The organism is Pseudomonas sp., assembly GCF_035497915.1.
Lineage (GTDB): Bacteria > Pseudomonadota > Gammaproteobacteria > Pseudomonadales > Pseudomonadaceae > Serpens.
The window spans coordinates 1-20,618 of the sequence record NZ_DATJCS010000025.1; the positions used below are offsets into that span (position 1 = coordinate 1).

Below are 20,618 nucleotides of genomic sequence, written 5' to 3' on the forward strand. Positions count from 1 at the left end.
CAGGTTTCCTGGCTGCACGGTGCCCGGTGGGGCCGGCTTGATGCCGGCCGGCGGTGTTGCGGACGCCGCCCGGGTTTTCGTCCCCACCTCCCTCGGCCGGGATAAACCCGGCCCTACAGGTTTCCTGGCTGCACGGTGCCCGGTGGGGCCGGCTTGATGCCGGCCGGCGGTGTTGCGGACGCCGCCCGGGTTTCGTCCCCACACCTCCCTCGGCCGGGATAGACCCGGCCCTACAGGTTCCTGGCTGCACGGCGCCCTGTGGGGCTGGCTTGATGCCGGCCGACGGCGTTGCGGTCATTGCCCGGGTTTTCGTCCCCACACCTCCCTCGGCCGGGATAAACCCGGCCCTACAGGTTTCCTGGCTGCACGGCGCCCTGTGGGGCCGGCTTGAGGCCGGCCAGCGGTGTTGCGGACGCCGCCCGGGTTGGCGCGAATGGCGGCTGCCGGCGGTCACCGAACTGTCACATCCGGCGTGACAGAATTCACAAAATCCTGCCGCGCCGTTGCGAGAAGAATGCGTCGTAAATCATCCGTCATGCCGGGGCTGATGCCGTGGGGCACCCTGGTGCTGGGCACACTGATCCTCGTGTTCATCTGGACCCTGCATCATCACCAGTACGACCGTGCCCGTGACGACGTACTGGCCACCAATGCCGCCGAACACCTCAACCTGGCCACCATCCTGGCGGAGAATTTCCGGCAGATCACCGACCGCGCCCAGGCGGTGGTCGGGCAGGCGGTCGCCGGGTTGGACGAACCGGATGGTCCCTGGAAGCTGGCCCGCTGGCTGGCCAGCGACCCGCTGTTCAGTCGTATGGGCCTCTACGATGCCGAGGGCCGCGCGCTGTTCTCCAGCCATGCACCGCTGGACGACGCACTGGCCGCCGAGACCCTGGACGCCCTGCACGCCCACGCCCAGCACTTCGGTTTCGTGCCGTATCTTGCGGCAGGCGACCCTGCGGCCGGCGATCCGGCGGCAGGCGACCCTGCGGCAGGCGATCCTGCGACCGGCGCGACCGCGCAGCCGCCCGCCTGGCGCCTGCCGCTGCTGGTGCCGCTACCGGACGAGGCGCGCCAGTCGGTCGCGCGCATCGTGCGTATCGACCTGGACATCGGCTACCTGGCGCGGCTCTACCAGCACATCGACTTCGGCTCCAGCGGCTTCGTGCAGCTGCTGGATGCCAGCGGCCGCGAGCGGCTGCGCGCCAACGGCGACGGTGTCATCCACGGTGGCACGCCGCTCACCGCCAGCCACACGCCGAGCCCGGAGTTGCGCGCCGGCCGCTACACCTCGGTGGCCGACGGGCTCGCCTACCAGAGCCTGTTCCGCCATCTGCCGGAGCTGGGCGTGAGCCTGGTGGTCAGCCAGCAGTACCGGGACATCACCGCCGCCATCAACGACCGCGAGTCCGGTCATGTGCTGCTCAACCTGATCATGAGCGGCGTGGTGGTGCTCGGCTTCCTCTCGGTGATCCACATGCTGCGCCGCCAGCAGGAGGCGCTGTTCGCCCTGCGCCAGTCCGAGCAGGAGAACCGCCAGCTGATCAGCCGCCTGGAAACCGAGCACGCGCGCAGCCGCCAGGCCGCCTCCACCGATCACCTCAGCGGTCTGTACAACCGCCGGCAGTTCATCGAGGTGGCCACCCGCACCCTGGCCGAGCAGCGCGGCCGGCGGCGCCTGGCGGCGGTGCTGTTCATCGACCTGGACCGCTTCAAGTCCATCAACGACAGCCTCGGCCACCGCATCGGCGACCTGCTGCTGCAGGCGGTGGCCGGGCGCATCCAGACCCTGCTGGAGCCCGGCGACGAGGCGGCGCGCTTTGGCGGTGACGAATTCGTGGTGCTGCTGGCCGGCAACCGCAGCGAGCAGCAGATCGACGCCTGGGCGGCGCGCCTGGCCGAGCACCTGTCCGCGCGCTACCAGCTGGACGGCACCGAGCTGAACACCAGCCCGAGCATTGGTATCGCCATCGCCCCGCGCGACGCCCAGGAAGTCGACACCCTGATCCGTTACGCCGACGGCGCCATGTACTCGGCCAAGCGCGCCGGACGTGGCCAGTACCGCTTCTTCGATCCGTCGCTCAACCGCGTCAATATCCAGGAATTCCAGTTCGAGCAGCGCTTCGGCGAGGCGCTGCGCCAGCATCAGTTCGTGCTGCACTACCAGCCGCAGATCTGCGTGGACACCCTGGAGGTGTGCGGTTACGAGGCGCTGGTGCGCTGGCAGCACCCCGAGTTCGGGCTGGTCTACCCGGACCGCTTCATCGGCGTGGCCGAGCGCAGCGGCTTCATCGTGCCGCTGGGCATGGAGGTGCTGCGCCTGGCCTGCCGGCAACTGGCCGCGTGGCGCGCCGAAGGCCTGGACACCGGCGTGGCGGTGAACGTCTCGGCGCTGCAGCTGTTCCAGCCGGACTTCAGCGCGCAGGTGCTGCGGGTCATCGCCGAGACCGGCATCGAACCGCGCCGCCTGGAGCTGGAGATCACCGAGACGGCGGTGCTCGACCGCGAGGACGTGGCCATCGCCAACCTCGAAGCGCTGCGCGACGCCGGCCTGGGCATCAGCCTGGACGACTTCGGCAAGGGCTACGCCGGTTTCGCACACCTGTATTCGTTGCCGATCACCAAGCTGAAGATCGACCGCAGCCTGATCGCCCAGCTGTCCAACCAGCACGACGACAGCCTGATCGTCGCCTCGACCATCACCCTGGCCAAGCGCCTGTCGCTGCGGGTGGTCGCCGAAGGCGTGGAGACCCGCGATCAGTTGATCTGCCTGAAGCTGGGCGGCTGCGATGTCGCCCAGGGCTACCACTTCAGTCGCCCGCTGCCCGCCGAGCAGGTGCACGACTTCCACGATTCCTTCACCACCACACCCGTTGCATGAAAACGCTCCGCCTCCTTGTCTGCCTGCTGATGCTGTTGCCGGCGCTGCCCGCCTGGTCGCAGGCGCAATGCACCCACAGCCTGCGCCTGGCCTCGATTCCCGACAAACGTCTCGATCTCCAGCAGCGCGACTTTGCGCCGCTGATCCGCCTGTTGGCCGAGGGCCTGGGCCTGCCGGTGCAGCTGGTGCCGACCAGTTCCTATGCCGGCGCCATCGACGCGGTGGTGTCCGGCGGCGTGGACCTGGCCATGCTCGGGCCGGCGTCCTACCTGCAGGCCCGCCAGCGCGACCCGGGCATCGAGGCGTTCGCCACGCCGACCCTGGCACAGGGGCACTTCACCACTGCCGGGCCGTACTACCAGGCGCTGCTGGTGGTGCGCGCCGACCGGGAGTTCCAGACGCTGGACGACCTGCGCGGTACCCGGGTGGCGCTGAGCGACCCGTCCAGCACCTCGGGCAGCGTCATTCCGCAGCGGGAGTTTCCCGCCGCCGTCGGCCGGCCGTTGGGCGAGTTCTTCGCCGGGCAGCTGTACGTCGGCAGCCATGACCGGGCGCTGGATGCCCTGCTCGACGGCAAGGTGGCAGCGGCGTTCGTCTCCAGCCAGCGCGCCGACGACTACCTGCGGCGCGGCCTGATCAACACCCGCAGCCTGCGGGTGCTGTGGCGCTCGCAGCCGATCCCCAACGACGCGCTGGTGTTCAGCAGTTCGCTGTGCCAGCCGCTGCGCCAGCGCATCCGCGCGCTGCTGCTGGAGGACTCGCCGCTGCTCGCCGCGTTTCTCCAGGCGCAGCAGGCCAGCGCGCTGGCGCCGGTGGACCCGGCCGCCTACCAGGCGCTGGAACGGGCCTTGCTGCCCTGACGCTCTGCGTGGCCGTCGCAGGGCGACGCGGGCTTTTTTTCGCCCGCACGCGCGGCAAAGTCCGCCGAAACGGTCAGCATCCGTTACACTTCCGGCGCTTTTTGGCCCGGCGGGGAGCTGCCGCGACGCCGGCGTCCGGCGCGGCGGCGGGCGATCCGCCGGAATCCCTTTGCGCCCCTTTTCAGGTTCCCGATCGTTTTCCCATGACTCATCGCATCGTTATCGTCGGCGGCGGCGCCGGCGGGCTGGAGCTCGCCACCCGTCTGGGCCGCACCCTGGGCAAGCGTGGCAAGGCCCACATCACCCTGGTTGACGCCAATCTCACCCACCTGTGGAAACCCCTGCTGCACGAAGTGGCCGCCGGCTCGCTGAACGCGGCCGAGAACGAGCTCAACTACGTGGCCCAGGCCAAGTGGAACCACTTCGAGTTCCAGATCGGCCGCCTGGAGAGCCTGGACCGCGCCGCCAAGCGCATCGGCCTGGCCGCGACCCTCGACCAGGACGGCCGCGAGCTGGTGCCGGCGCGCGGCCTGGACTACGACACCCTGGTGATCGCCATCGGCAGCCGCACCAACGACTTCGGCACCCCCGGCGTGGCCGAGCACTGCATCCTGCTCGACACCACCGCCCAGGCCAAGCGCTTCCACCGCCAGTTGCTCAGCCATTACCTGAGCGCCCACGCGCGCGGCCACGACGACGGCAAGGTCAGCGTGGCCATCGTCGGCGCCGGCGCCACCGGCGTCGAGCTGGCCGCCGAGCTGCACAACGCCGCGCTGGGGCTGTCCGCCTACGGGCTGAAGGGCATCCAGCCGCAGAACATGAAGATCACCCTGATCGAGGCCGGGCCCCGCGTGCTGCCGGCGCTGCCGGAGCGCATCAGCGTGCCGGTGCACAAGACTCTGGAAAAGCTCGGCGTGACCGTGCTGACCAGCGCGCCGGTGCAGCAGGCCGACGCCGACGGCATGACCCTGGCCACCGGTGAGGTGATCCCGGCGAGCCTCAAGGTCTGGGCCGCCGGGGTGAAGGCGCCGGAGTTCCTCAAGGGCCTCGACGGCCTGGAGAGCAACCGCATCAACCAGCTGCTGGTGCGCCCGACCCTGCAGACCACCCTGGACGACGACATCTTCGCCCTCGGCGATTGCGCCGCCTGCCCGCTGAACGACGGCAGCGAGCGCAACGTGCCGCCGCGCGCCCAGGCCGCCCATCAGCAGGCCAGTCTGCTGGCCCGCTCGCTGAAGCTGCGCCTGGCCGGCCAGCCGCTGCCGACCTTCCGCTACCGCGATTACGGCTCGCTGGTCTCGCTGTCGCGCTTCAGCGCGGTCGGCAACCTGATGGGCAACCTGATGGGCAGCGTGCAGCTCGAAGGCTGGCTGGCGCGCATGTTCTACATCTCGCTGTACCGCATGCACCAGATGGCGCTCTACGGCGTGGTGCGCACCGGGCTGATGATGCTCGGCGACCGCATCGGCCGCAGCACCGAACCGCGCCTGAAGCTGCACTGAGGCTTCGTGCGAGGCCATTGGTGGACAAGGAAAGCGTTGTCCACCCTACAGGCTGAGGCTCCAGTTGTAGGGTGGATCGCGCTTCATCGATCCACCCTGCGCGCCGTGCCGGCGCGTTGGGACCAAGAAAAGCGTTGACCACCTACGGGCGGTCGGCGCCTTTCCGGCCGCCGTCAGATGTCGTAGCTGTAATCCGACGGGATATGCGACTGCCCAAGCCAGCCGCGCTCGCGGCAGCGGCGGTCGAACTGGTCCACCGGCAGCGCCGGGGAGAACAGGAAGCCCTGGGCCTGGTCGCAGCCCATTTCCTCCAGCGTGGCCAGCTGTTCGGCGGTTTCCACGCCTTCGGCGATGGTATGCAGGTTCAGGCCGCGGGCGATGCCCAGCACGGCCTGGACGATGCGTTGCGCGCTGGCGTCGTGCAGGTCGTGGACGAAGCTGCGATCCACCTTGAGGGTGTGCACGTCCAGCTGCTTGAGGTGGGCGAGCGAGGAATAGCCGGTGCCGAAATCGTCCAGCGACAGGCGCACGCCCAGCGCGCTGAGGCGCTGCACCTCGCGCACCACGCTGTCCGGGTCGTGCATGGTCAGGCTCTCGGTCAGCTCCAGCTCCAGGCTGGCCGGGGCCAGGCGGTACTCGTCGAGCAGCTCGGCGATCCGCTCGCACAGCCCCGGCGTGCGGAACTGCGCCATGGACAGGTTGACCGCCATGCGCAGATCCGCCCCGTAGCCCTGATCCAGCCAGCGACGCAGCTGGGCGGCCGCGCTGGCCAGCACCCAGTCGCCGATGGCGAGGATCTGACCGCTGCTCTCGGCCACCGGAATGAATTCGGCCGGACTGACCATGCCCAGCTCGGGATGGTGCCAGCGCAGCAGGGCCTCGGCGCCGACCAGGCGGCGCGCGCGGATGTCCAGCAGCGGCTGGTAGTGCAGGCTCAGTTCACCGCGCTCCAGCGCGCCGCGCAGGGCCTGCTCCAGGGTGCGGGCGCGACTCAGGCGCGCCTGCAGGTCGGCGGTGAAGAAGGCGTAGCCGCCGTTGTTGTGCTGCTTGGCCTGGTACATGGCGGTGTCGGCGTTGCGCACCAGGGTTTCGCGGTCCACGCCATCGCTCGGGAACACGGCGATGCCCACCGAGGCGCTGATGTGCAGGGTGTGGTTGTAGACCTCGAAGGGCTGGCGCAGCGCTGCGCAGATGCGCTCGGCCACCCGGGCGGCCTCCTCGCCGCCGCTGCCGGGCAGCGCGCAGGTGAATTCATCGCCACCCTGGCGCGCCAGGGTGTCCTCGCTGCGCAGCAGGGTGGACAGGCGCTGGGCCACGGCGCGCAGCAGCGCGTCGCCGACCCGATGGCCAAGGCTGTCGTTGATGACCTTGAAACGATCCAGATCCATGAACAGCAGCGCCAGCGGCCGCTGCTGGCGGCCGCAGATTTCCAGCGCCAGGTCGACGCGGGCGGCGAACAGGGTGCGGTTGGGCAGGTCGGTCAGCACGTCGTAATGGGCCAGGCGCTCGATACGCCGCTGATCGCCCAGCCGCTCGGTGATGTCGCGGGCCAGCAGCACGTAGCGGGTTTCGCCCTGCTGGCGCAGCGGCGACACGGACAGTTCGAAACTGCGGGTCTGTCCATCCCACTCCAGATGCAGCTGCCGGCCGGTGCTGGTGCCCTGGCTGCGGGCTTCCTCCAGCGCCAGGCGGCAGACCTGGGCGGCGGCCTCCGGCAGCAGCGTGTCGATGCTGCGTCCGGCGACCAGGTTCGCCTGGGCCGGCAGGCCATGGACATTGGCCGCGCGCGGGTTGTACAGGCGCAGCAGGCGGGCCTGGCCGTCCAGTTCCAGCAGCAGGTCGGGGATCGCCTCGACCATCGCCTGGATCTCCCGTCGGCTGGCGCTGAGCGCCCGGTAGGGGGCGGCCACCGTCTCCACGAACATCGACCAGTAGAGCAGCAGGTAGGCCAGCACCTTGTAGGCATGCCCGGCCAGGTTGTACAGGTCGGTGACCTGGAAGTAGTGGGCGAACATCAGCTCGCTGAACACCGTCAGGCCCAGGGCAGCCATCAGCAGCGGCACGTTGAACTGCGCGCGCCGGCGCAGACGCCTGGCTAGCAGGGCCAGGGCCACCAGACTGAGCAGGATGACGCCGAACTCGGCGGCGAGCTTGATGGGTGTCAGGCCCTGGCCGGCGATGAAGGTGCGCGGCAGCCAGTCGGGGTGCGCGAGGACCACCCAGTGGGCGATGCCGACCAGCAGCAGGGTGCCCGTCAGGCACAGGGCGCGCAGGCTGATCAGCGTGCGCTGGTCGTGGGCGGCCTCGCTCAGCGGTCGCCAGGGCAGCAGGGCCACCAGCAGCAGCGCCACGGCGGCCAGGTAGCGCGCCAGCAGCCAGAAATGGATGGCCTTTTCCGGGTCGCTGGGCGTGAAGTAATCGGGCATGCCCTGAAAGGAGAGCATGTGCGAGAAATCGGCGATGGCCACGCCGAGAAACGCGCAGGACACCACCAGGATGTTGCTCTGCCGGTGCTGTCGGTAGGTGTTCCAGCCGATGGCGAAGATCAGCCCGGCGATGACGATGGACAGGGTTTCCAGCAGCAGGTGCCAGGTCAGGAAGTTCGCGACAGGCGGAATGTGGCGCGCCACGAACGGCAGGGCCAGCAGGCTGCAGAAGGCCAGGCCGAGCAGCAGCAGCGTCAGGCGCAGGGAGTGGTGGTGCTGGGGATGGATGGACTGCAGTAGGACGGCCAAACGCGGGTTCCTTTCCCCGGGCCGGCGGCCTGTACGACGTTCCGCGCGGATGAACCGGCCATGCGGCTCCCTTGCCAGGCGCACCGCTGCCGGTGCGCAGTACAGATCACCAGCGTGGAGCTGGATTCAGGTGCTGGCAATTTGACTAGGCAGTCAGGGTTCGTCAAGCCGACCATGGTGAAAATCTTTGGCGTCGCTTCAGCCGTAGCGCTTGAACGCTTCGATGGCCAGGCCGCTGCCGATGCCGCCGAAGTGGTCGCCCTCCAGGGTGCGCGCCTGGGGCAGCAGCCGGGCGACGCTGGCGCGCAGCGCCGGCACCGCGCTGGAGCCGCCGGTGAAGTACAGGGTGTCCACCTGGTCGCCGGCGATGCCGGCGCGCGTCAGCAGCTCGGCGATGCTGGCGCCGATGCGTTCCAACTGCCCGGCGATGGCCGTCTCGAACAGCTCGCGCGGCAGCTCGGCGGCCAGGCCGGCTTCGATGCGGGTCAGGTCGATGTGCCGCTCGGGCGCGTGGGTCAGTTCGATCTTGCTGTCCTCCACCTGCATCGCCAGCCAGTGTCCGGCGCGCTGCTCGATCAGGCGGAACAGGCGGTCGATGCCGGTGGGGTCGAGGATGTCGTAGCGCATGTTCTTCAGCGCCAGCTGGTGCTTCTGCGCGTACACCGCATTGATGGTGTGCCAGGTGGCCAGGTTCAGGTGCGTGCTGGTGGGCATCGGCGCGTCGCTCTTCATGCGGCTGCCGTAGCCGAACAGCGGCATCACTCCGGCCAGCGACAACTGCTTGTCGAAATCGGTGCCGCCGATATGCACGCCGCCGGTGGCCAGGATGTCGTCCTGGCGCTCGGCCAGGGCGCGGCGTTGCGGCGACAGGCGCACCAGCGAGAAGTCCGAGGTGCCGCCGCCGATATCGACGATCAGCACCAGCTGCTCGCGGTCCAGCGTGGCCTCGTAGTCGAAGGCGGCGGCGATGGGTTCGTACTGGAAGGAAATATCCGTGAAGCCCAGGCCGGCGGCGACCGCCCGCAGGGTCTCGGCGGCCTCGCGGTCGGCGGCCGGGTCGTCATCCACGAAGAACACCGGGCGACCCAGTACCACCTGCTCGAAGGAACGCCCGGCGGCGGCTTCGGCGCGCTTCTTCAGCTCGCCGAGGAACAGGCCGAGGATCTGCTTGAACGGCACCGCGCTGCCCAGCACCGTGGTGTCGCTCTTCAGCAGCGAAGAGCCCAGCAGACTTTTCAGCGAGCGCATCAGGCGGCCTTCGTAGCCGTCCAGGTATTCGGCCAGGGCCTGGCGTCCGAAGGCCGGGCGGCGTTCCTCCTGGTTGAAGAACACCACCGAGGGCAGGGTGATCCTGCCGTCTTCCAGGGGAATCAGGGGCGGCAGGCCGGGACGCAGCCAGCCGACGGTGGAATTGGAGGTGCCGAAATCGATGCCGCAGGCGCGGGCGGGTACAGCGAGGGACATGGGCGGAGCACGGTCGGTCAAAAAAGGCCGCGCAGTTTAGCAGGCCGTCAGGCAACCGCCTGCGTTGTCCATCGATTCACTCGTGCGGTTCGTGGCGGGCCGCCCACTGCCGGTACTCGAAGGTGAGCACCACCAGTAGCGACAGGGCGAAGGGCAGCAGCAGGTAGAAACCGCGGAACACGATCAGCGCGGCCAGCAGATCGGTGGTGGCGATCTCCGGCAGGGCGGCGATGAAGGTCATTTCCAGCACGCCCAGGCCGCCCGGCGCGTGGGACAGCAGCGCCAGGGAGAAGGAGGCGAGGAACACGCCGAGCACCACCAGGTAGCCGGGGTTGGTCTCGGTGGGCAGCGCGAAGTAGATGATCGCCGCGGCGCACAGCAGCTCCAGTGGGCCGGCGATCAGCTGGTCGCGCACCACCGACAGGCGCGGGTACTCGATCTTCAGCTTGCCGAACTCGCGGGGCTTGAACTGCAGCCAGGAGCCGAGCACGTAGAGCGCGACGAAGGTCAGCATGGCGCTGCCGATCAGCACCGAGACCAGCGGCGAGACATCCGCCAGGCGGTGGATCAGTTCGGGCTGGATGACCAGCACCACGCCGCCGGCGAAGATGGCGCCGAGGCTGAAGGTGAAGGAACAGAACACGATCAGCAGGCCGATTTCCTGCGGCGTCAGCCCCTTGGTGCGGTAGGCGCGGTAGCGCACCAGCGCGCCGGAGAACACCGAGGCGCCGATGTTGTGGGCCAGGGCGTAGGTGGTGAACGAGCAGAGGGTGATGAACCACAGCGAGATCTTCTTGCCCAGATGCTTCAGGGCGATGCGATCGTAGCCGGCCAGCGCCGCGTAGGCGCCGCCGGTGGCCAGCGCGGCCAGCAGCCACTGGTGATGGGAAATGGCCAGCAGGCTGCCGGTCAGGTCGTCCAGCGAAATGTCACGGATCTCGTGATAGAGCAGAAAGCAGGAAAAGATGACAGCGCCAATGCCAACGAGGCTCCAGACGACATCGCTCCTCTTCATTGGCTCGGCTCCAGGGCGTGTTGGTGTACGGACAGTCAGGCTGTCAGATGAGGGTAGGCAACGAGACGGTCTCTTTCGAAGAAAAAGAGGCGGCGCGCAGTATCACCAAGCCGGCGGCGTGGCTCAACCGCTGATGTGGGTCGGGACGTAACCATGTGTTTCGCAAGGGAATCGCTCATTGCAGCGGGCACACCATGTAGGTGGCGGGTACCTGATAGCTGTGCAGGTGCGCGGCATGCTCCGGGTCCGGCTGGTGTTCGGCGTAGCCCATGCGGTTCCAGAAGGCCTGGGAATCCTGCACGGAAACCAGCGCGGAAAAGCGCAGCTGTTGCTGGCGTGCCTGGCCGAGGGCCTCGCGCACCAGCGCCGGACCGATGCGCCGGCCGGCCGCGCGGCGTGCCACCGCCAGGTCGTGCAGGTACAGGCAATCCGGCTGGGCGGGGCTGCGGAATTCGCCATCCAGCGGGGTCACCTTGCCGAGACGCGAGTGGTAGGCGAACAGGTAGGCACACACGCCCTGGTCATCCTCGGCCACCCAGGCATGCCGGGGGGCGCTGGCGCGGCGGGCGCGAATGACCGCTTCGGACTCCAGCAAGTCGCTGGCATAGACCTGGGCCTGGATGTCGAGGACGGCGGGAATGTCCGGGTCGTGCATCAAGCGGATGGAAAACATTGAAAAGAAACTCGGCGATACGTCGGCTGGACCGGCGACTGCTTTCGGGGGCGGCATTCTATCGCCGCCGGCAGTCGTTTGTCGCATGGTGCGACAATGGGGTCGGTATATACTTAGCAAGCTAACTAACTTTGCCGTGCCTTCCCATGACGCCCAACCCCCTGATCGGCATTGCCCTGATCCTGCTGTCCGGCTTCCTGCTGGCCAGCCATGACGCCCTGTCCAAGCAGCTGGCGCTGCTCTATTCGGTCTTTCTGATCGTCTGGGCGCGCAACCTGACGCAACTGCTGGTGATGACCATCGGCTTCGCCCCGCGCATGGGCCTCGACCTGCTGCGCACCCGGCGCCCGCTGCTGCAACTCACCCGGGCGCTGAGTCAGGTGGGCATCAGCGTGTTCCTGCTGGTGGGCCTGCGCTACATCCCGCTGGGCGAGGCCACGGCGGTGATGTTCCTCTCGCCGCTGTTCGTCACCCTGCTGTCGGTGCTGCTGCTCAAGGAGCGCGTCAGCCTGGGGCAGTGGGCGTCGGTGCTGCTTGGCTTCGCCGGGGTGCTGGTGATCGTGCGGCCCGGCGGCGAGCTGTTCACCCCGGCCATCCTCTGGCCGCTGGCCGCCTCGCTGTGCCTGAGTGTCTACATGCTGCTGACCCGGCGCCTGAACGGTACCGATCACCCGGTCACCACCAACTACCTGAGCGGCCTGATCGCCACGCTGCTGTTCAGCCTGGCGGTGCCCTTTGTGTGGGAAGTGCCGGAAGGGAAGCATCTGCTGATGATGGTGGGCATGGGCGTGCTCGGCATGTCGGGGCACCTGCTGCTGACCCGTGCCTATGCCTACGGCAGCGCGGCGACGCTGGCGCCGTTCACCTATGGGCAGATCTTCTTCGCGACCCTGCTGGGCGGGGTGATCTTTGGCCACATGCCCGACGCCCTCGGCCTGCTGGGTATGGCCGTACTGATCACCAGCGGCGGCCTGTCGGTATTGCTGCAGCGCCTTGCCGCTCGGCTCTGAGCCGCTTGCATGCGGCCGACGCCGGGTGCATACCTGTACCCGGTGAATCCCCCGGAGGAGGTGCGACATGGCCGGTGGCTGGACCAGCGACGGCGCGGTACAGGAGCAGATCGACAGCAGCATCGACGATGCCATCGCGCGCGCCCGCAGCGAATTGCCCACGGGCGAAAGCCTGAGCCATTGCGAGGAGTGCGATGCGCCGATCCCCGAGGCGCGCCGCGCGGCGCTGCCCGGTGTGCGTTTGTGCGTGATCTGCCAGGCGGCGCGCGACAAGGCCGGCGGCGCCTTCAGCGGTTACAACCGGCGCGGCAGCAAGGACAGCCAGCTGCGCTGACGCGCGCCGGACTCAGTCCAGACTGCCGAGCACCTCGTCATAGATGGCCAGCGCCTGGCGGACTTCCTCGGCGCTGACGATGCACGGCGGCAGCACGTGGATGCGGTTTTCCATGATGAACGGCAGCAGCCCGCGCTCCAGCAGCGCGGCCTTGATGCGCGCCATCCGCGCCGGGGCCAGCGGTGTCCTGCGCTGGCGATCCTCGACCAGCTCCAGCGCCCAGAACAGGCCGATGCCGCGTGCCTCGCCGATCACCGGGTGCTTGTCGGCCAGCGCCTTGAGGCCCGGGCCGAGCACGTCCTCGCCGATCCGCCGGGCATTCTCCACCACCCCTTCCTCCTGCATGGCATCCAGCGTGGCGACGATGGCGGCCATGGCCAGCGGGTGTCCGGAATAGGTCAGGCCGCCCGGGAAGTAGCGGGTGTCGAAGAAGTCGCAGAGCCGGCTGGAGATCATCACCCCGCCGGCCGGCACGTAGCCGGAATTCACCCCCTTGGCGAAGGTGATCAGGTCCGGCACCACCCCGAAGCGCTCCAGCGCCAGCCAGCTGCCGCAGCGGCCGAAGCCGGCCATCACCTCGTCGAGGATGAGTAGCAGACCGAACTCGTCGGCCAGCGCCCGCACGCCCTGCAGATAGCCCGCCGGCGGCACCAGGATGCCGACGCTGCCCGGCACGGTTTCCAGCAGGACGGCGGCGATGCTCGACGGGCCTTCGCTTTCGATCACCCGACGCAGGTGGCGCAGGGCGCGTTCGCATTCCTCCGCTTCGCTGCTGGCGTGGAATTCGCTGCGATAGAGATACGGGCCGAAGAAGTGCACATGGCCGGTGGCGTATTCGTTGGACAGCCGCCGCCCTTCACCGGTGGCGACGATCGCCGCGCCGGTATTGCCGTGGTAGGAGCGATAGGCGGAAAGAATCTTCGGCCGCCCGGTGAACAGCCGCGCCATGCGCATGGCGTTCTCGTTGGCGTCCGCCCCGCCGTTGGTGAAGAACACCTTGGCGAAGCCGGCCGGTGCGCGCTCGATGATGCGTCTGGCCGCTTCGCCACGCATGAGGGTGGCGGTGGCCGGGGCGATGGTGGCCAGGCTGGCGGCCTGCGCCTGGATGGCGGCGACCACTTTCGGATGCTGGTGACCGAGATTGGTGAAAACCAGCTGGCTGCTGAAATCCAGGTATTCGCGGCCGTCGTGGTCCCACAGCCGGCAGCCCTGGCCGCCGGCGATCACCAGCGGGTCGAGGGCGCCCTGGGTGGACCAGGAGTGGAAAACGAACTGGCGGTCCAGATCGCGGACGTACTGGTTGCTGATGGGCTGCGGCATGGAAACCTCATGTGGGAAAACAGGCGCAGTTGAAGATAGGTTCACAATGCCGTTTGTGCCTGCGATCCCACAAGGACGGTCGGCCATCACCCTGTGGGGCCGGCTTTATGCCGGCCGACGGTGGTAGGAACCCCATCGCGGTGCGGTCATCCACTCCGCTGGCCGGCGTAAAGCCGGCCCCACAAGGTTGCGCCCTCAGCGCATGCCGTCGATGCGATGCCGCAGCGGCGCCCTGCGCAGCCAGCGGCGGATGGCGGTGTCGACTACCTCCTCGCGGCTCGGCGCCTGCCCGGCGTGGCTGCGGTAGGCCTCCAGCAGGCGGTCGGCATGCGGCGGGAGGCGGAAGAAACTGTCCGGCAGCGCCGGGTTCGGATCCGTCTGGATGATGAACGAGGACAGGATGCGCGCCAGCTCCCGGCACACCAGCGCGGGCGGCGGCGGGCCGGCGAACAGTTGCACGCCGTCGAGGTCCCAGACGCCGAGCCGCTCGTCCAGCCGGTACAGGTTGGTGAATTTCATGTCGCCGTGATAGACGCCGGCCGCATGCAACCTGGCGGCGAGAACACCTGCCTCGGCCAGCAGCGCCGGCGCCGGATCGGCGTCGAGCAGGCTTTCCAGGGACACCGTGCCGGTGAGCGCCTCGGTGACCAGGTAGCAGCATTTCAGGTAACGGCCTCGGCGCCGCTCCCCGGCGCCATAGACCCGGGGCGTATGGACCCCGGCCGCCAGAATGGCCTGGGCGGCGGCCGCCGCCCGGAAGGTGCGGGCCGGGCGGAACAGGTAACGCAGGCTGTACTGCAGCCCCTTGTTGTTGTTGCGCTTGATGAACAGCGGACCGCCCTCGGCGCGCACGATGCCGGCGTTGGTGTTGCGGGTGTTCTTCTTCAGGTCCGAGGCGAGCAGGGCACTGTCGATGTGCCCGAGCAGGGCGATCACCGCCTCGCGGCGCTGCGAAGGCGGCAAATAGAAATCCAGGTCGTCGCGCTGGATGCGCAGCAGGTCCGGGCTGTCGAACCAGGCGCGCAGGGCGTTGGGCATGGTGGCGTCCTGTCCGTGAAAGGCCTCGCTGTCGACCAGCGGTTGCCTGTCGGATAGGCATAGACCATCCCGTTGGCTCTGTCGTTCGTCAGATGGCCACCAGCCCGCGCACCCCTTCACGTTCCATGTCTTCTCCGCGTCCGCGCTGGACGATCTCGCCCCGGCTCATCACCAGGTACTGGTCGGCCAGCTCGGCGGCGAAGTCGTAGAACTGCTCGACCAGCAGGATGGCCATGTCGCCCCGCGCGGCGAGCTTCTTGATCACCGCGCCGATCTCCTTGATCACCGAGGGCTGAATGCCTTCGGTGGGCTCATCGAGGATCAGCAGGCGCGGGCGGCTGGCCAGGGCGCGGCCGATGGCCAGCTGTTGCTGCTGGCCGCCGGACAGGTCGCCGCCGCGACGGTGCCGCATTTCCTGCAGCACCGGGAACAGCTCGTAGATGAACGCCGGCACTTCCTTGGCCTCGCCGGCGCTGAAGCGCGACAGGCCCATCCGCAGGTTTTCCTCCACGGTCAGGCGCGGAAAGATCTCCCGGCCCTGGGGCACATAGGCGATGCCGGCCCGCACACGCTGGTGGGGCTTGAAGACGGTGATCGGCTTTTCTTCCCAGAGCACTTGCCCGTCCTTGGCGGGAATCAGGCCCATCAGGCATTTGAGCAGCGTGGTCTTGCCGACGCCGTTGCGGCCCAGCAGGCAGGTGACCTCGCCGATGCGCGCCTCGAACGACAGCCCGCGCAGGATGTGGCTGCCGCCGTAGTACTGGTGAAGCGATTGGACTTGCAACATGTCGATGGCCTTCATTCGTCATGTAGGAGCGGCTTTAGCCGCGATGCTGTTGCGCTTTAAAAGCTCGCGGCTGAAGCCGCTCCCACGGATAGGGTTAACGCCCCAGATACACCTCGATCACCCGCTCGTCGTTCTGCACCTGCTCCAACGAGCCCTCGGCCAGCACCTGGCCCTGGTGCAGCACGGTGACCTGGTCGGCGATGCTGCCGACGAAGCCCATGTCGTGCTCGACCACCATCAGCGAGTGCTTGCGGGCCAGCGACTTGAACAGTTCGGCGGTGAACTCGGTTTCCGCGTCGGTCATGCCGGCCACCGGTTCGTCGAGCAACAGCAGTTGCGGGTTCTGCACCAGCAGCATGCCGATCTCCAGGAACTGCTTCTGACCGTGGGACAGCAGGCCGGCCGGGCGCTGGCGCTCGTGGCCGAGGCGAATGGTGGTCAGCACCTCGTCGATGCGCTCGCGCTGCTCGCCGGAAAGCGTGGCGCGCAGGCTGGCCCACACCGACTTGTCGGTCTTCTGCGCCAGTTCCAGGTTCTCGAACACCGACAGCGCCTCGAACACCGTGGGCTTCTGGAACTTGCGGCCGATGCCGGCCTGGGCGATCTGCACCTCGCTCATGCGCGTCAGGTCCAGGGTTTCGCCGAACCAGGCGCTGCCGGAGTCCGGGCGGGTCTTGCCGGTGATCACGTCCATCAGGGTGGTCTTGCCGGCTCCGTTGGGGCCGATGATGCAGCGCAGCTCGCCGACGCCGATGTACAGCGTCAGGTCGGTGAGGGCCTTGAAGCCGTCGAAGCTGACGCAGAGGTCTTCCAGCGACAGGATGGTGCCGTGGCGGGTGTTCAGCCCCTGGCCGGCCACCTGGCCGAGGCCGATGGCGTCGCGGGCCAGGCCCGCGTCGATGCCGGTGCTCATTGCTCACCTCGCTTGATCAGCCCGTAGATACCCTTGGGCAGGTACAGGGTTACCAGAATGAACAGCGCGCCGAGGAAGAACAGCCAGTACTCGGGCAACGCCACGGTGAAGAAGCTCTTCATGCCGTTGACCAGACCGGCGCCGAGCAACGGCCCGATCAGGCTGCCGCGCCCGCCGAGGGCCACCCACACGGCGGCCTCGATGGAGTTGGTCGGCGACATCTCCGAGGGGTTGATGATGCCCACCTGCGGCACGTACAGCGCCCCGGCCAGGCCGCACAGCACCGCGCTGAGCACCCAGATGAACAGCTTGTAGCCGCGCGGGTCGTAGCCGCAGAACATCAGGCGGTTCTCGGCGTCGCGCACGGCGGTCAGCACCCGGCCGAACTTGCTGCGCGCCAGGCGGAAACCCAGGTACAGGCTGCCCAGCAACAGCAGCACGCTGGCCAGGAACAGCACGGCGCGGGTGCCCGGCGCGGTGATGTCGAAGCCGAGGATGCGCTTGAAGTCGGTGAAGCCGTTGTTGCCGCCGAAACCGGTTTCGTTGCGGAAGAACAGCAGCATGCCGGCGAAGGTCAGCGCCTGGGTCATGATCGAGAAATACACGCCCTTGATGCGCGAGCGGAAGGCGAAGTAGCCGAACACGAAGGCCAGCAGTCCCGGCACTAGCACCACCAGGCACAGCGCCCAGAGGAAATGCTGAGTGCCGACCCAGTACCAGGGCAGTTCGCTCCACGACAGGAACGCCATGAACGCCGGCAGGCCGTCGCCCGCGCTCTGGCGCATCAGGTACATGCCCATGGCGTAGCCGCCGAGGGCGAAGAACAGCCCGTGCCCCAGCGACAGCAGGCCGGCGTAGCCCCACACCAGGTCCAAAGCCAGGGCGACCACGGCGTAGCAGAGAATCTTGCCGACCAGCGTCAGGGTGTAGGAGGACACATGCAGGGCGTGCTCGCCCGGCAGCAGGTGCAGCAGCGGCAGGGCCAGCAGCACGGCCAGCACGATCAGGCCGATGGCCAGGCTGACGCGCAGGCCGACCTTGGCGCTGGCGCGCAGCAGCAGCGTCTGGTTCATGGTGTTCAATCGATGACCCTCCCCTTGAGGGCGAACAGGCCCTGCGGACGTTTCTGGATGAACAGGATGATCAGCGCGAGGATGAGGATCTTGCCCAGCACGGCGCCGATCTGCGGCTCGAGGATCTTGTTCAGTACGCCCAGGCCGAAGGCGGCGGAAATGCTGCCGGCCAGCTGGCCGACGCCGCCGAGCACCACCACCAGGAACGAGTCGATGATGTAGCCCTGGCCGAGGTCCGGGCCGACGTTGCCGATCTGGCTCAGCGCCACGCCGCCCAGCCCGGCAATGCCCGAGCCGAGGCCGAAGGCCAGCATGTCCACCTGGCCGGTGGGTACGCCGCAGCAGGCGGCCATGTTGCGGTTCTGGGTTACCGCGCGCACGTTCAGGCCCAGGCGCGTCCTGTTGAGCAGCAGCCAGGTCAGCGCCACCACGAACAGCGCGAAGCCGATGATGACGATGCGGTTCCAGGGCAGCACCAGGTTGGGCAGCACCTGCCAGCCGCCGGACAGCCAGGCCGGGTTGGCCACTTCCACGTTCTGCGCGCCGAAGACCACTCGCACCAGCTGGATGAGGATCAGGCTGATGCCCCAGGTGGCCAGCAGGGTTTCCAGCGGCCGGCCGTACAGGTGGCGGATCACCGTGCGCTCCAGGGCCATGCCGATCCCGGCGGTGACCAGGAAGGCCACCGGCAGCGCGGCCAGCGGGTAGAGCGCCAGGTAGTCGGGCGCCAGCTTCTGGAAGCCGATCTGCACCAGGTAGGTGGAGTAGGCGCCGAGCATCAGCATTTCGCCGTGGGCCATGTTGATCACGCCCAGCAGGCCGAAGGTGATGGCCAGGCCCAGGGCGGCGAGCAGCAGGATCGAGCCCAGCGACAGGCCGCTAAACGCCTGGCCGAGCAGTTCGCCAAAGAACAGCTTGCGCTCCACCTGCGCCAGGCTGGTCTGCGCCGCCTTGCGCACCGCCGGGTCGGCTTCGTCGCCGTCCAGCAGGCTCTGCAGACGGGTCTTGGCCAGCGGCTCGCCGGTCTCGCCGAGCAGGCGCACCGCCTTCAGGCGGGTGGCGGCCTCCGGGCTGGCCAGTTGCAGATTGGCCAGCGCCAACGCCAGGGCGTCGTGCACGGCGCCGTCGTCTTCCAGGGCGAAACGCTGTTCCAGCAGCGGCAGCAGCGCCGACGGGGCGTTGCGTTGCAGCGTGCGGGCGGCGTCCAGGCGCACGGCCGCGTCCTCGTCGCCCAGCGCATGGCTGGCCAGCGCGGTGTTCAGCAGGCCGCGCAGCCGGTTGTTCAGGCGCAGCACGCGTGGGGTGTCCTGCGCGGTACTTTCGGCTTCCAGGGGCTGCCACTGGCCGGCCTGCTGGACGTAGGGGTTCTTGTCCTTGTCGGTGCCGACCCGGCCCTGCCGCAGGGCGTCGAGAAAGGCGCGGCGTTCGGCCGTGGGGCTGGCGCTCCAGTGTTCCAGCAGGCGCACCTGCTCGCTGGCGCCGGCGCGGGTGAATTCCAGGGCATCGCCGGCCTGGGCGCCCAGCGGCAGCAGCAGGGCCAGCGACAGCAGCAATCGGTACAAGGCAGTGGGCATGGTGAAGCCCCTTATGAATAAGCGAATGGGGTAATGCGCTGAGTCTGTAGGAGCGGCTTCAGCCGCGATTGCGCCTGCGAACACCGCTGATCGCCGCTGAAGCCGCTCCTACAAGGGCAATGCGCCGTGCGGGTTGCCGCACGGCTCGCCGGGCTTAGTTACCCACCACCGCGTAATCCGGCTTCTTGTCGTTGCCGGGGATATACGGGCTCCACGGCTGGGCGCGCAGCGGGCCTTCGGTCTGCCAGACCACCGAGAACTGACCGTCTTCCTGGACTTCGCCGATCATCACCGGCTTGTGCAGGTGGTGGTTCTTTTCCATGGTCAGGGTGTAACCGCTCGGCGCGGCGAAGGTCTGGCCGTAGAGGGCCTGGCGCACCTTGTCCACGTCGGTGGTGCCGGCCTTCTCGACCGCCTGCGCCCACATGTGCAGGCCCACGTAGGTGGCTTCCATCGGGTCGTTGGTCACCGCCTTGTCGGCGTTCGGCAGGCCCTTGGCCTTGGCGTAGGCCTTCCACTTCTTCACGAAGGCGGCGTTGACCGGGTTTTCCACCGACTGGAAGTAGTTCCAGGCGGCCAGGTGGCCGACCAGCGGCTTGGTGTCGATGCCGCGCAGCTCTTCCTCGCCCACCGAGAAGGCCACCACCGGCACGTCGGTGGCTTCCAGGCCCTGGTTGGCCAGTTCCTTGTAGAAGGGCACGTTGGAGTCGCCGTTGATGGTGGAGACCACCGCGGTCTTGCCGCCGGCGGAGAACTTCTTGATGTTGGCGACGATGGTCTGGTAATCGCTGTGGCCGAACGGGGTGTAGACCTCTTCGATGTCCTTCTCGGCCACGCCCTTGGAAATCAGGAAGGCGCGCAGGATCTTGTTGGTGGTGCGCGGGTAGACGTAGTCGGTGCCCAGCAGGAAGAAGCGCTTGGCCGCGCCGCCGTCCTCGCTCAGCAGGTATTCCACCGCCGGGATGGCCTGCTGGTTCGGCGCCGCGCCGGTGTAGAACACGTTGGCCGACAGCTCCTCGCCTTCGTATTGCACCGGGTAGAACAGCAGGCCGTTGAGTTCCTCGTAGACCGGCAGCACCGACTTGCGCGACACGCTGGTCCAGCAGCCGAAGGTCACCGCCACCTTGTCCTGGGTCAGCAACTGGCGACCACGCTCGGCGAACAGCGGCCAGTTGGAGGCCGGATCGACCACCACCGGCTCGAGCTGCTTGCCGAGCACGCCACCCTTGGCGTTGATCTCATCGATGGTCATCAACGCCATGTCTTTCAGCGAGGTCTCGGAAATGGCCATGGTGCCGGACAGCGAGTGCAGGATGCCGACCTTGATGGTCTCGGCGGCCTGGATGCTCCAGCTCATGCCCATGGTGACCAGCGAGGCGGACAGGGTGAGCGCCTTGAGCATTTGACGACGTTTCATTGTGCGATCTCCATTCATGGAA

16 protein-coding genes are annotated in these 20,618 nt (G+C 68.1%); 5 read left to right on the forward strand and 11 right to left on the reverse strand.

Going from position 1 to position 20,618, the window contains the following annotated elements:
• The first annotated feature begins 514 nt into the window (after positions 1–514).
• The 3 genes from VL129_RS07920 (at position 515) to VL129_RS07930 (ending at position 5,243) form a co-directional block, all read left to right on the forward strand.
• A complete protein-coding gene (locus VL129_RS07920) occupies positions 515–2,881 on the forward strand; it encodes a putative bifunctional diguanylate cyclase/phosphodiesterase (protein ID WP_414705165.1) in 2,367 nt (788 codons plus the stop codon).
• Positions 2,878–3,741, forward strand: a complete 864-nt coding sequence (locus tag VL129_RS07925) for a phosphate/phosphite/phosphonate ABC transporter substrate-binding protein (protein WP_325411816.1) — start codon at positions 2,878–2,880, stop codon at positions 3,739–3,741. Before VL129_RS07920 ends, VL129_RS07925 begins: the two co-directional genes overlap by 4 nt.
• A gap of 203 nt (positions 3,742–3,944) precedes the next feature.
• Positions 3,945–5,243, forward strand: coding sequence for an NAD(P)/FAD-dependent oxidoreductase (locus tag VL129_RS07930; RefSeq protein ID WP_325411818.1), 1,299 nt, complete (start codon positions 3,945–3,947; stop codon positions 5,241–5,243).
• A 173-nt stretch (positions 5,244–5,416) separates the two neighbouring features.
• On the opposite strand, the gene VL129_RS07935 is transcribed toward VL129_RS07930, so the two are convergent.
• The 4 genes from VL129_RS07935 to VL129_RS07950 form a co-directional block, all read right to left on the reverse strand.
• A complete protein-coding gene (locus VL129_RS07935; RefSeq protein WP_325411820.1) occupies positions 5,417–7,978 on the reverse strand; it encodes a bifunctional diguanylate cyclase/phosphodiesterase in 2,562 nt (853 codons plus the stop codon).
• Positions 7,979–8,176: 198 nt separating this feature from the next.
• Positions 8,177–9,442: an Hsp70 family protein gene (locus tag VL129_RS07940; RefSeq protein WP_325411822.1), complete on the reverse strand. Its 1,266-nt coding sequence runs from the start codon at positions 9,440–9,442 to the stop codon at positions 8,177–8,179.
• Between the two features lie 76 nt (positions 9,443–9,518).
• Positions 9,519–10,457 carry a lysylphosphatidylglycerol synthase transmembrane domain-containing protein gene (locus VL129_RS07945; protein ID WP_325411824.1) on the reverse strand — a complete coding sequence of 313 codons (939 nt, stop codon included), beginning with the start codon at positions 10,455–10,457 and terminating at the stop codon, positions 9,519–9,521.
• A gap of 175 nt (positions 10,458–10,632) precedes the next feature.
• On the reverse strand, positions 10,633–11,112 hold the full coding sequence (locus VL129_RS07950; protein WP_325412092.1) for a GNAT family N-acetyltransferase: 480 nt from the start codon (positions 11,110–11,112) through the stop codon (positions 10,633–10,635).
• A 164-nt stretch (positions 11,113–11,276) separates the two neighbouring features.
• Here VL129_RS07950 and VL129_RS07955 point away from each other — a divergent pair, with 164 nt between their 5' ends.
• Positions 11,277–12,140, forward strand: coding sequence for a DMT family transporter (locus VL129_RS07955; protein ID WP_325411826.1), 864 nt, complete (start codon positions 11,277–11,279; stop codon positions 12,138–12,140).
• 67 nt (positions 12,141–12,207) lie between these two features.
• The gene (locus VL129_RS07960) at positions 12,208–12,474 is read left to right on the forward strand and encodes a DksA/TraR family C4-type zinc finger protein (protein ID WP_325411828.1); all 267 of its coding nucleotides are present in this window, start codon (positions 12,208–12,210) and stop codon (positions 12,472–12,474) included.
• 12 nt (positions 12,475–12,486) lie between these two features.
• Here the strand turns inward: VL129_RS07960 and VL129_RS07965 are convergent, their stop codons facing one another.
• From VL129_RS07965 to urtA, 7 genes are all read right to left on the reverse strand, one after another.
• Positions 12,487–13,794: an aspartate aminotransferase family protein gene (locus VL129_RS07965; RefSeq protein ID WP_325411830.1), complete on the reverse strand. Its 1,308-nt coding sequence runs from the start codon at positions 13,792–13,794 to the stop codon at positions 12,487–12,489.
• A gap of 195 nt (positions 13,795–13,989) precedes the next feature.
• A complete protein-coding gene (locus tag VL129_RS07970) occupies positions 13,990–14,832 on the reverse strand; it encodes a lipopolysaccharide kinase InaA family protein (protein ID WP_325411832.1) in 843 nt (280 codons plus the stop codon).
• An 88-nt stretch (positions 14,833–14,920) separates the two neighbouring features.
• Positions 14,921–15,619 (reverse strand): urea ABC transporter ATP-binding subunit UrtE, encoded by a 699-nt coding sequence (gene urtE / locus VL129_RS07975; RefSeq protein ID WP_325411834.1) that lies wholly within the window; start codon positions 15,617–15,619, stop codon positions 14,921–14,923.
• A gap of 94 nt (positions 15,620–15,713) precedes the next feature.
• Positions 15,714–16,532, reverse strand: coding sequence for an urea ABC transporter ATP-binding protein UrtD (urtD, locus tag VL129_RS07980; RefSeq protein WP_325411836.1), 819 nt, complete (start codon positions 16,530–16,532; stop codon positions 15,714–15,716).
• Positions 16,529–17,605 carry an urea ABC transporter permease subunit UrtC gene (gene urtC / locus VL129_RS07985; protein ID WP_325411838.1) on the reverse strand — a complete coding sequence of 359 codons (1,077 nt, stop codon included), beginning with the start codon at positions 17,603–17,605 and terminating at the stop codon, positions 16,529–16,531. The genes urtD and urtC overlap by 4 nt, the downstream gene beginning before the upstream one ends.
• Before the next feature lie 5 nt (positions 17,606–17,610).
• The gene (gene urtB, locus VL129_RS07990; protein WP_325411840.1) at positions 17,611–19,179 is read right to left on the reverse strand and encodes an urea ABC transporter permease subunit UrtB; all 1,569 of its coding nucleotides are present in this window, start codon (positions 19,177–19,179) and stop codon (positions 17,611–17,613) included.
• Between the two features lie 154 nt (positions 19,180–19,333).
• Entirely contained in the window at positions 19,334–20,596 is a 1,263-nt protein-coding gene (urtA, locus tag VL129_RS07995) for an urea ABC transporter substrate-binding protein (protein ID WP_325411842.1), read from the reverse strand.
• Positions 20,597–20,618 lie beyond the last annotated feature (22 nt).

Bases quoted from the DNA above. Each gene is read 5' to 3' on its own strand.
- VL129_RS07920 (WP_414705165.1), top strand. From the start codon at position 515: ATGCGTCGTAAATCATCCGTCATGCCGGGGCTGATGCCGTGGGGCACC.
- VL129_RS07925 (WP_325411816.1), top strand. From the start codon at position 2,878: ATGAAAACGCTCCGCCTCCTTGTCTGCCTGCTGATGCTGTTGCCGGCG.
- VL129_RS07930 (WP_325411818.1), top strand. From the start codon at position 3,945: ATGACTCATCGCATCGTTATCGTCGGCGGCGGCGCCGGCGGGCTGGAG.
- VL129_RS07940 (WP_325411822.1), bottom strand. From the start codon at position 9,442: ATGTCCCTCGCTGTACCCGCCCGCGCCTGCGGCATCGATTTCGGCACC.
- VL129_RS07945 (WP_325411824.1), bottom strand. From the start codon at position 10,457: ATGAAGAGGAGCGATGTCGTCTGGAGCCTCGTTGGCATTGGCGCTGTC.
- VL129_RS07950 (WP_325412092.1), bottom strand. From the start codon at position 11,112: ATGCACGACCCGGACATTCCCGCCGTCCTCGACATCCAGGCCCAGGTC.
- VL129_RS07955 (WP_325411826.1), top strand. From the start codon at position 11,277: ATGACGCCCAACCCCCTGATCGGCATTGCCCTGATCCTGCTGTCCGGC.
- VL129_RS07960 (WP_325411828.1), top strand. From the start codon at position 12,208: ATGGCCGGTGGCTGGACCAGCGACGGCGCGGTACAGGAGCAGATCGAC.
- VL129_RS07965 (WP_325411830.1), bottom strand. From the start codon at position 13,794: ATGCCGCAGCCCATCAGCAACCAGTACGTCCGCGATCTGGACCGCCAG.
- VL129_RS07970 (WP_325411832.1), bottom strand. From the start codon at position 14,832: ATGCCCAACGCCCTGCGCGCCTGGTTCGACAGCCCGGACCTGCTGCGC.
- urtE (WP_325411834.1), bottom strand. From the start codon at position 15,619: ATGTTGCAAGTCCAATCGCTTCACCAGTACTACGGCGGCAGCCACATC.
- urtD (WP_325411836.1), bottom strand. From the start codon at position 16,532: ATGAGCACCGGCATCGACGCGGGCCTGGCCCGCGACGCCATCGGCCTC.
- urtC (WP_325411838.1), bottom strand. From the start codon at position 17,605: ATGAACCAGACGCTGCTGCTGCGCGCCAGCGCCAAGGTCGGCCTGCGC.
- urtB (WP_325411840.1), bottom strand. From the start codon at position 19,179: ATGCCCACTGCCTTGTACCGATTGCTGCTGTCGCTGGCCCTGCTGCTG.
- urtA (WP_325411842.1), bottom strand. From the start codon at position 20,596: ATGAAACGTCGTCAAATGCTCAAGGCGCTCACCCTGTCCGCCTCGCTG.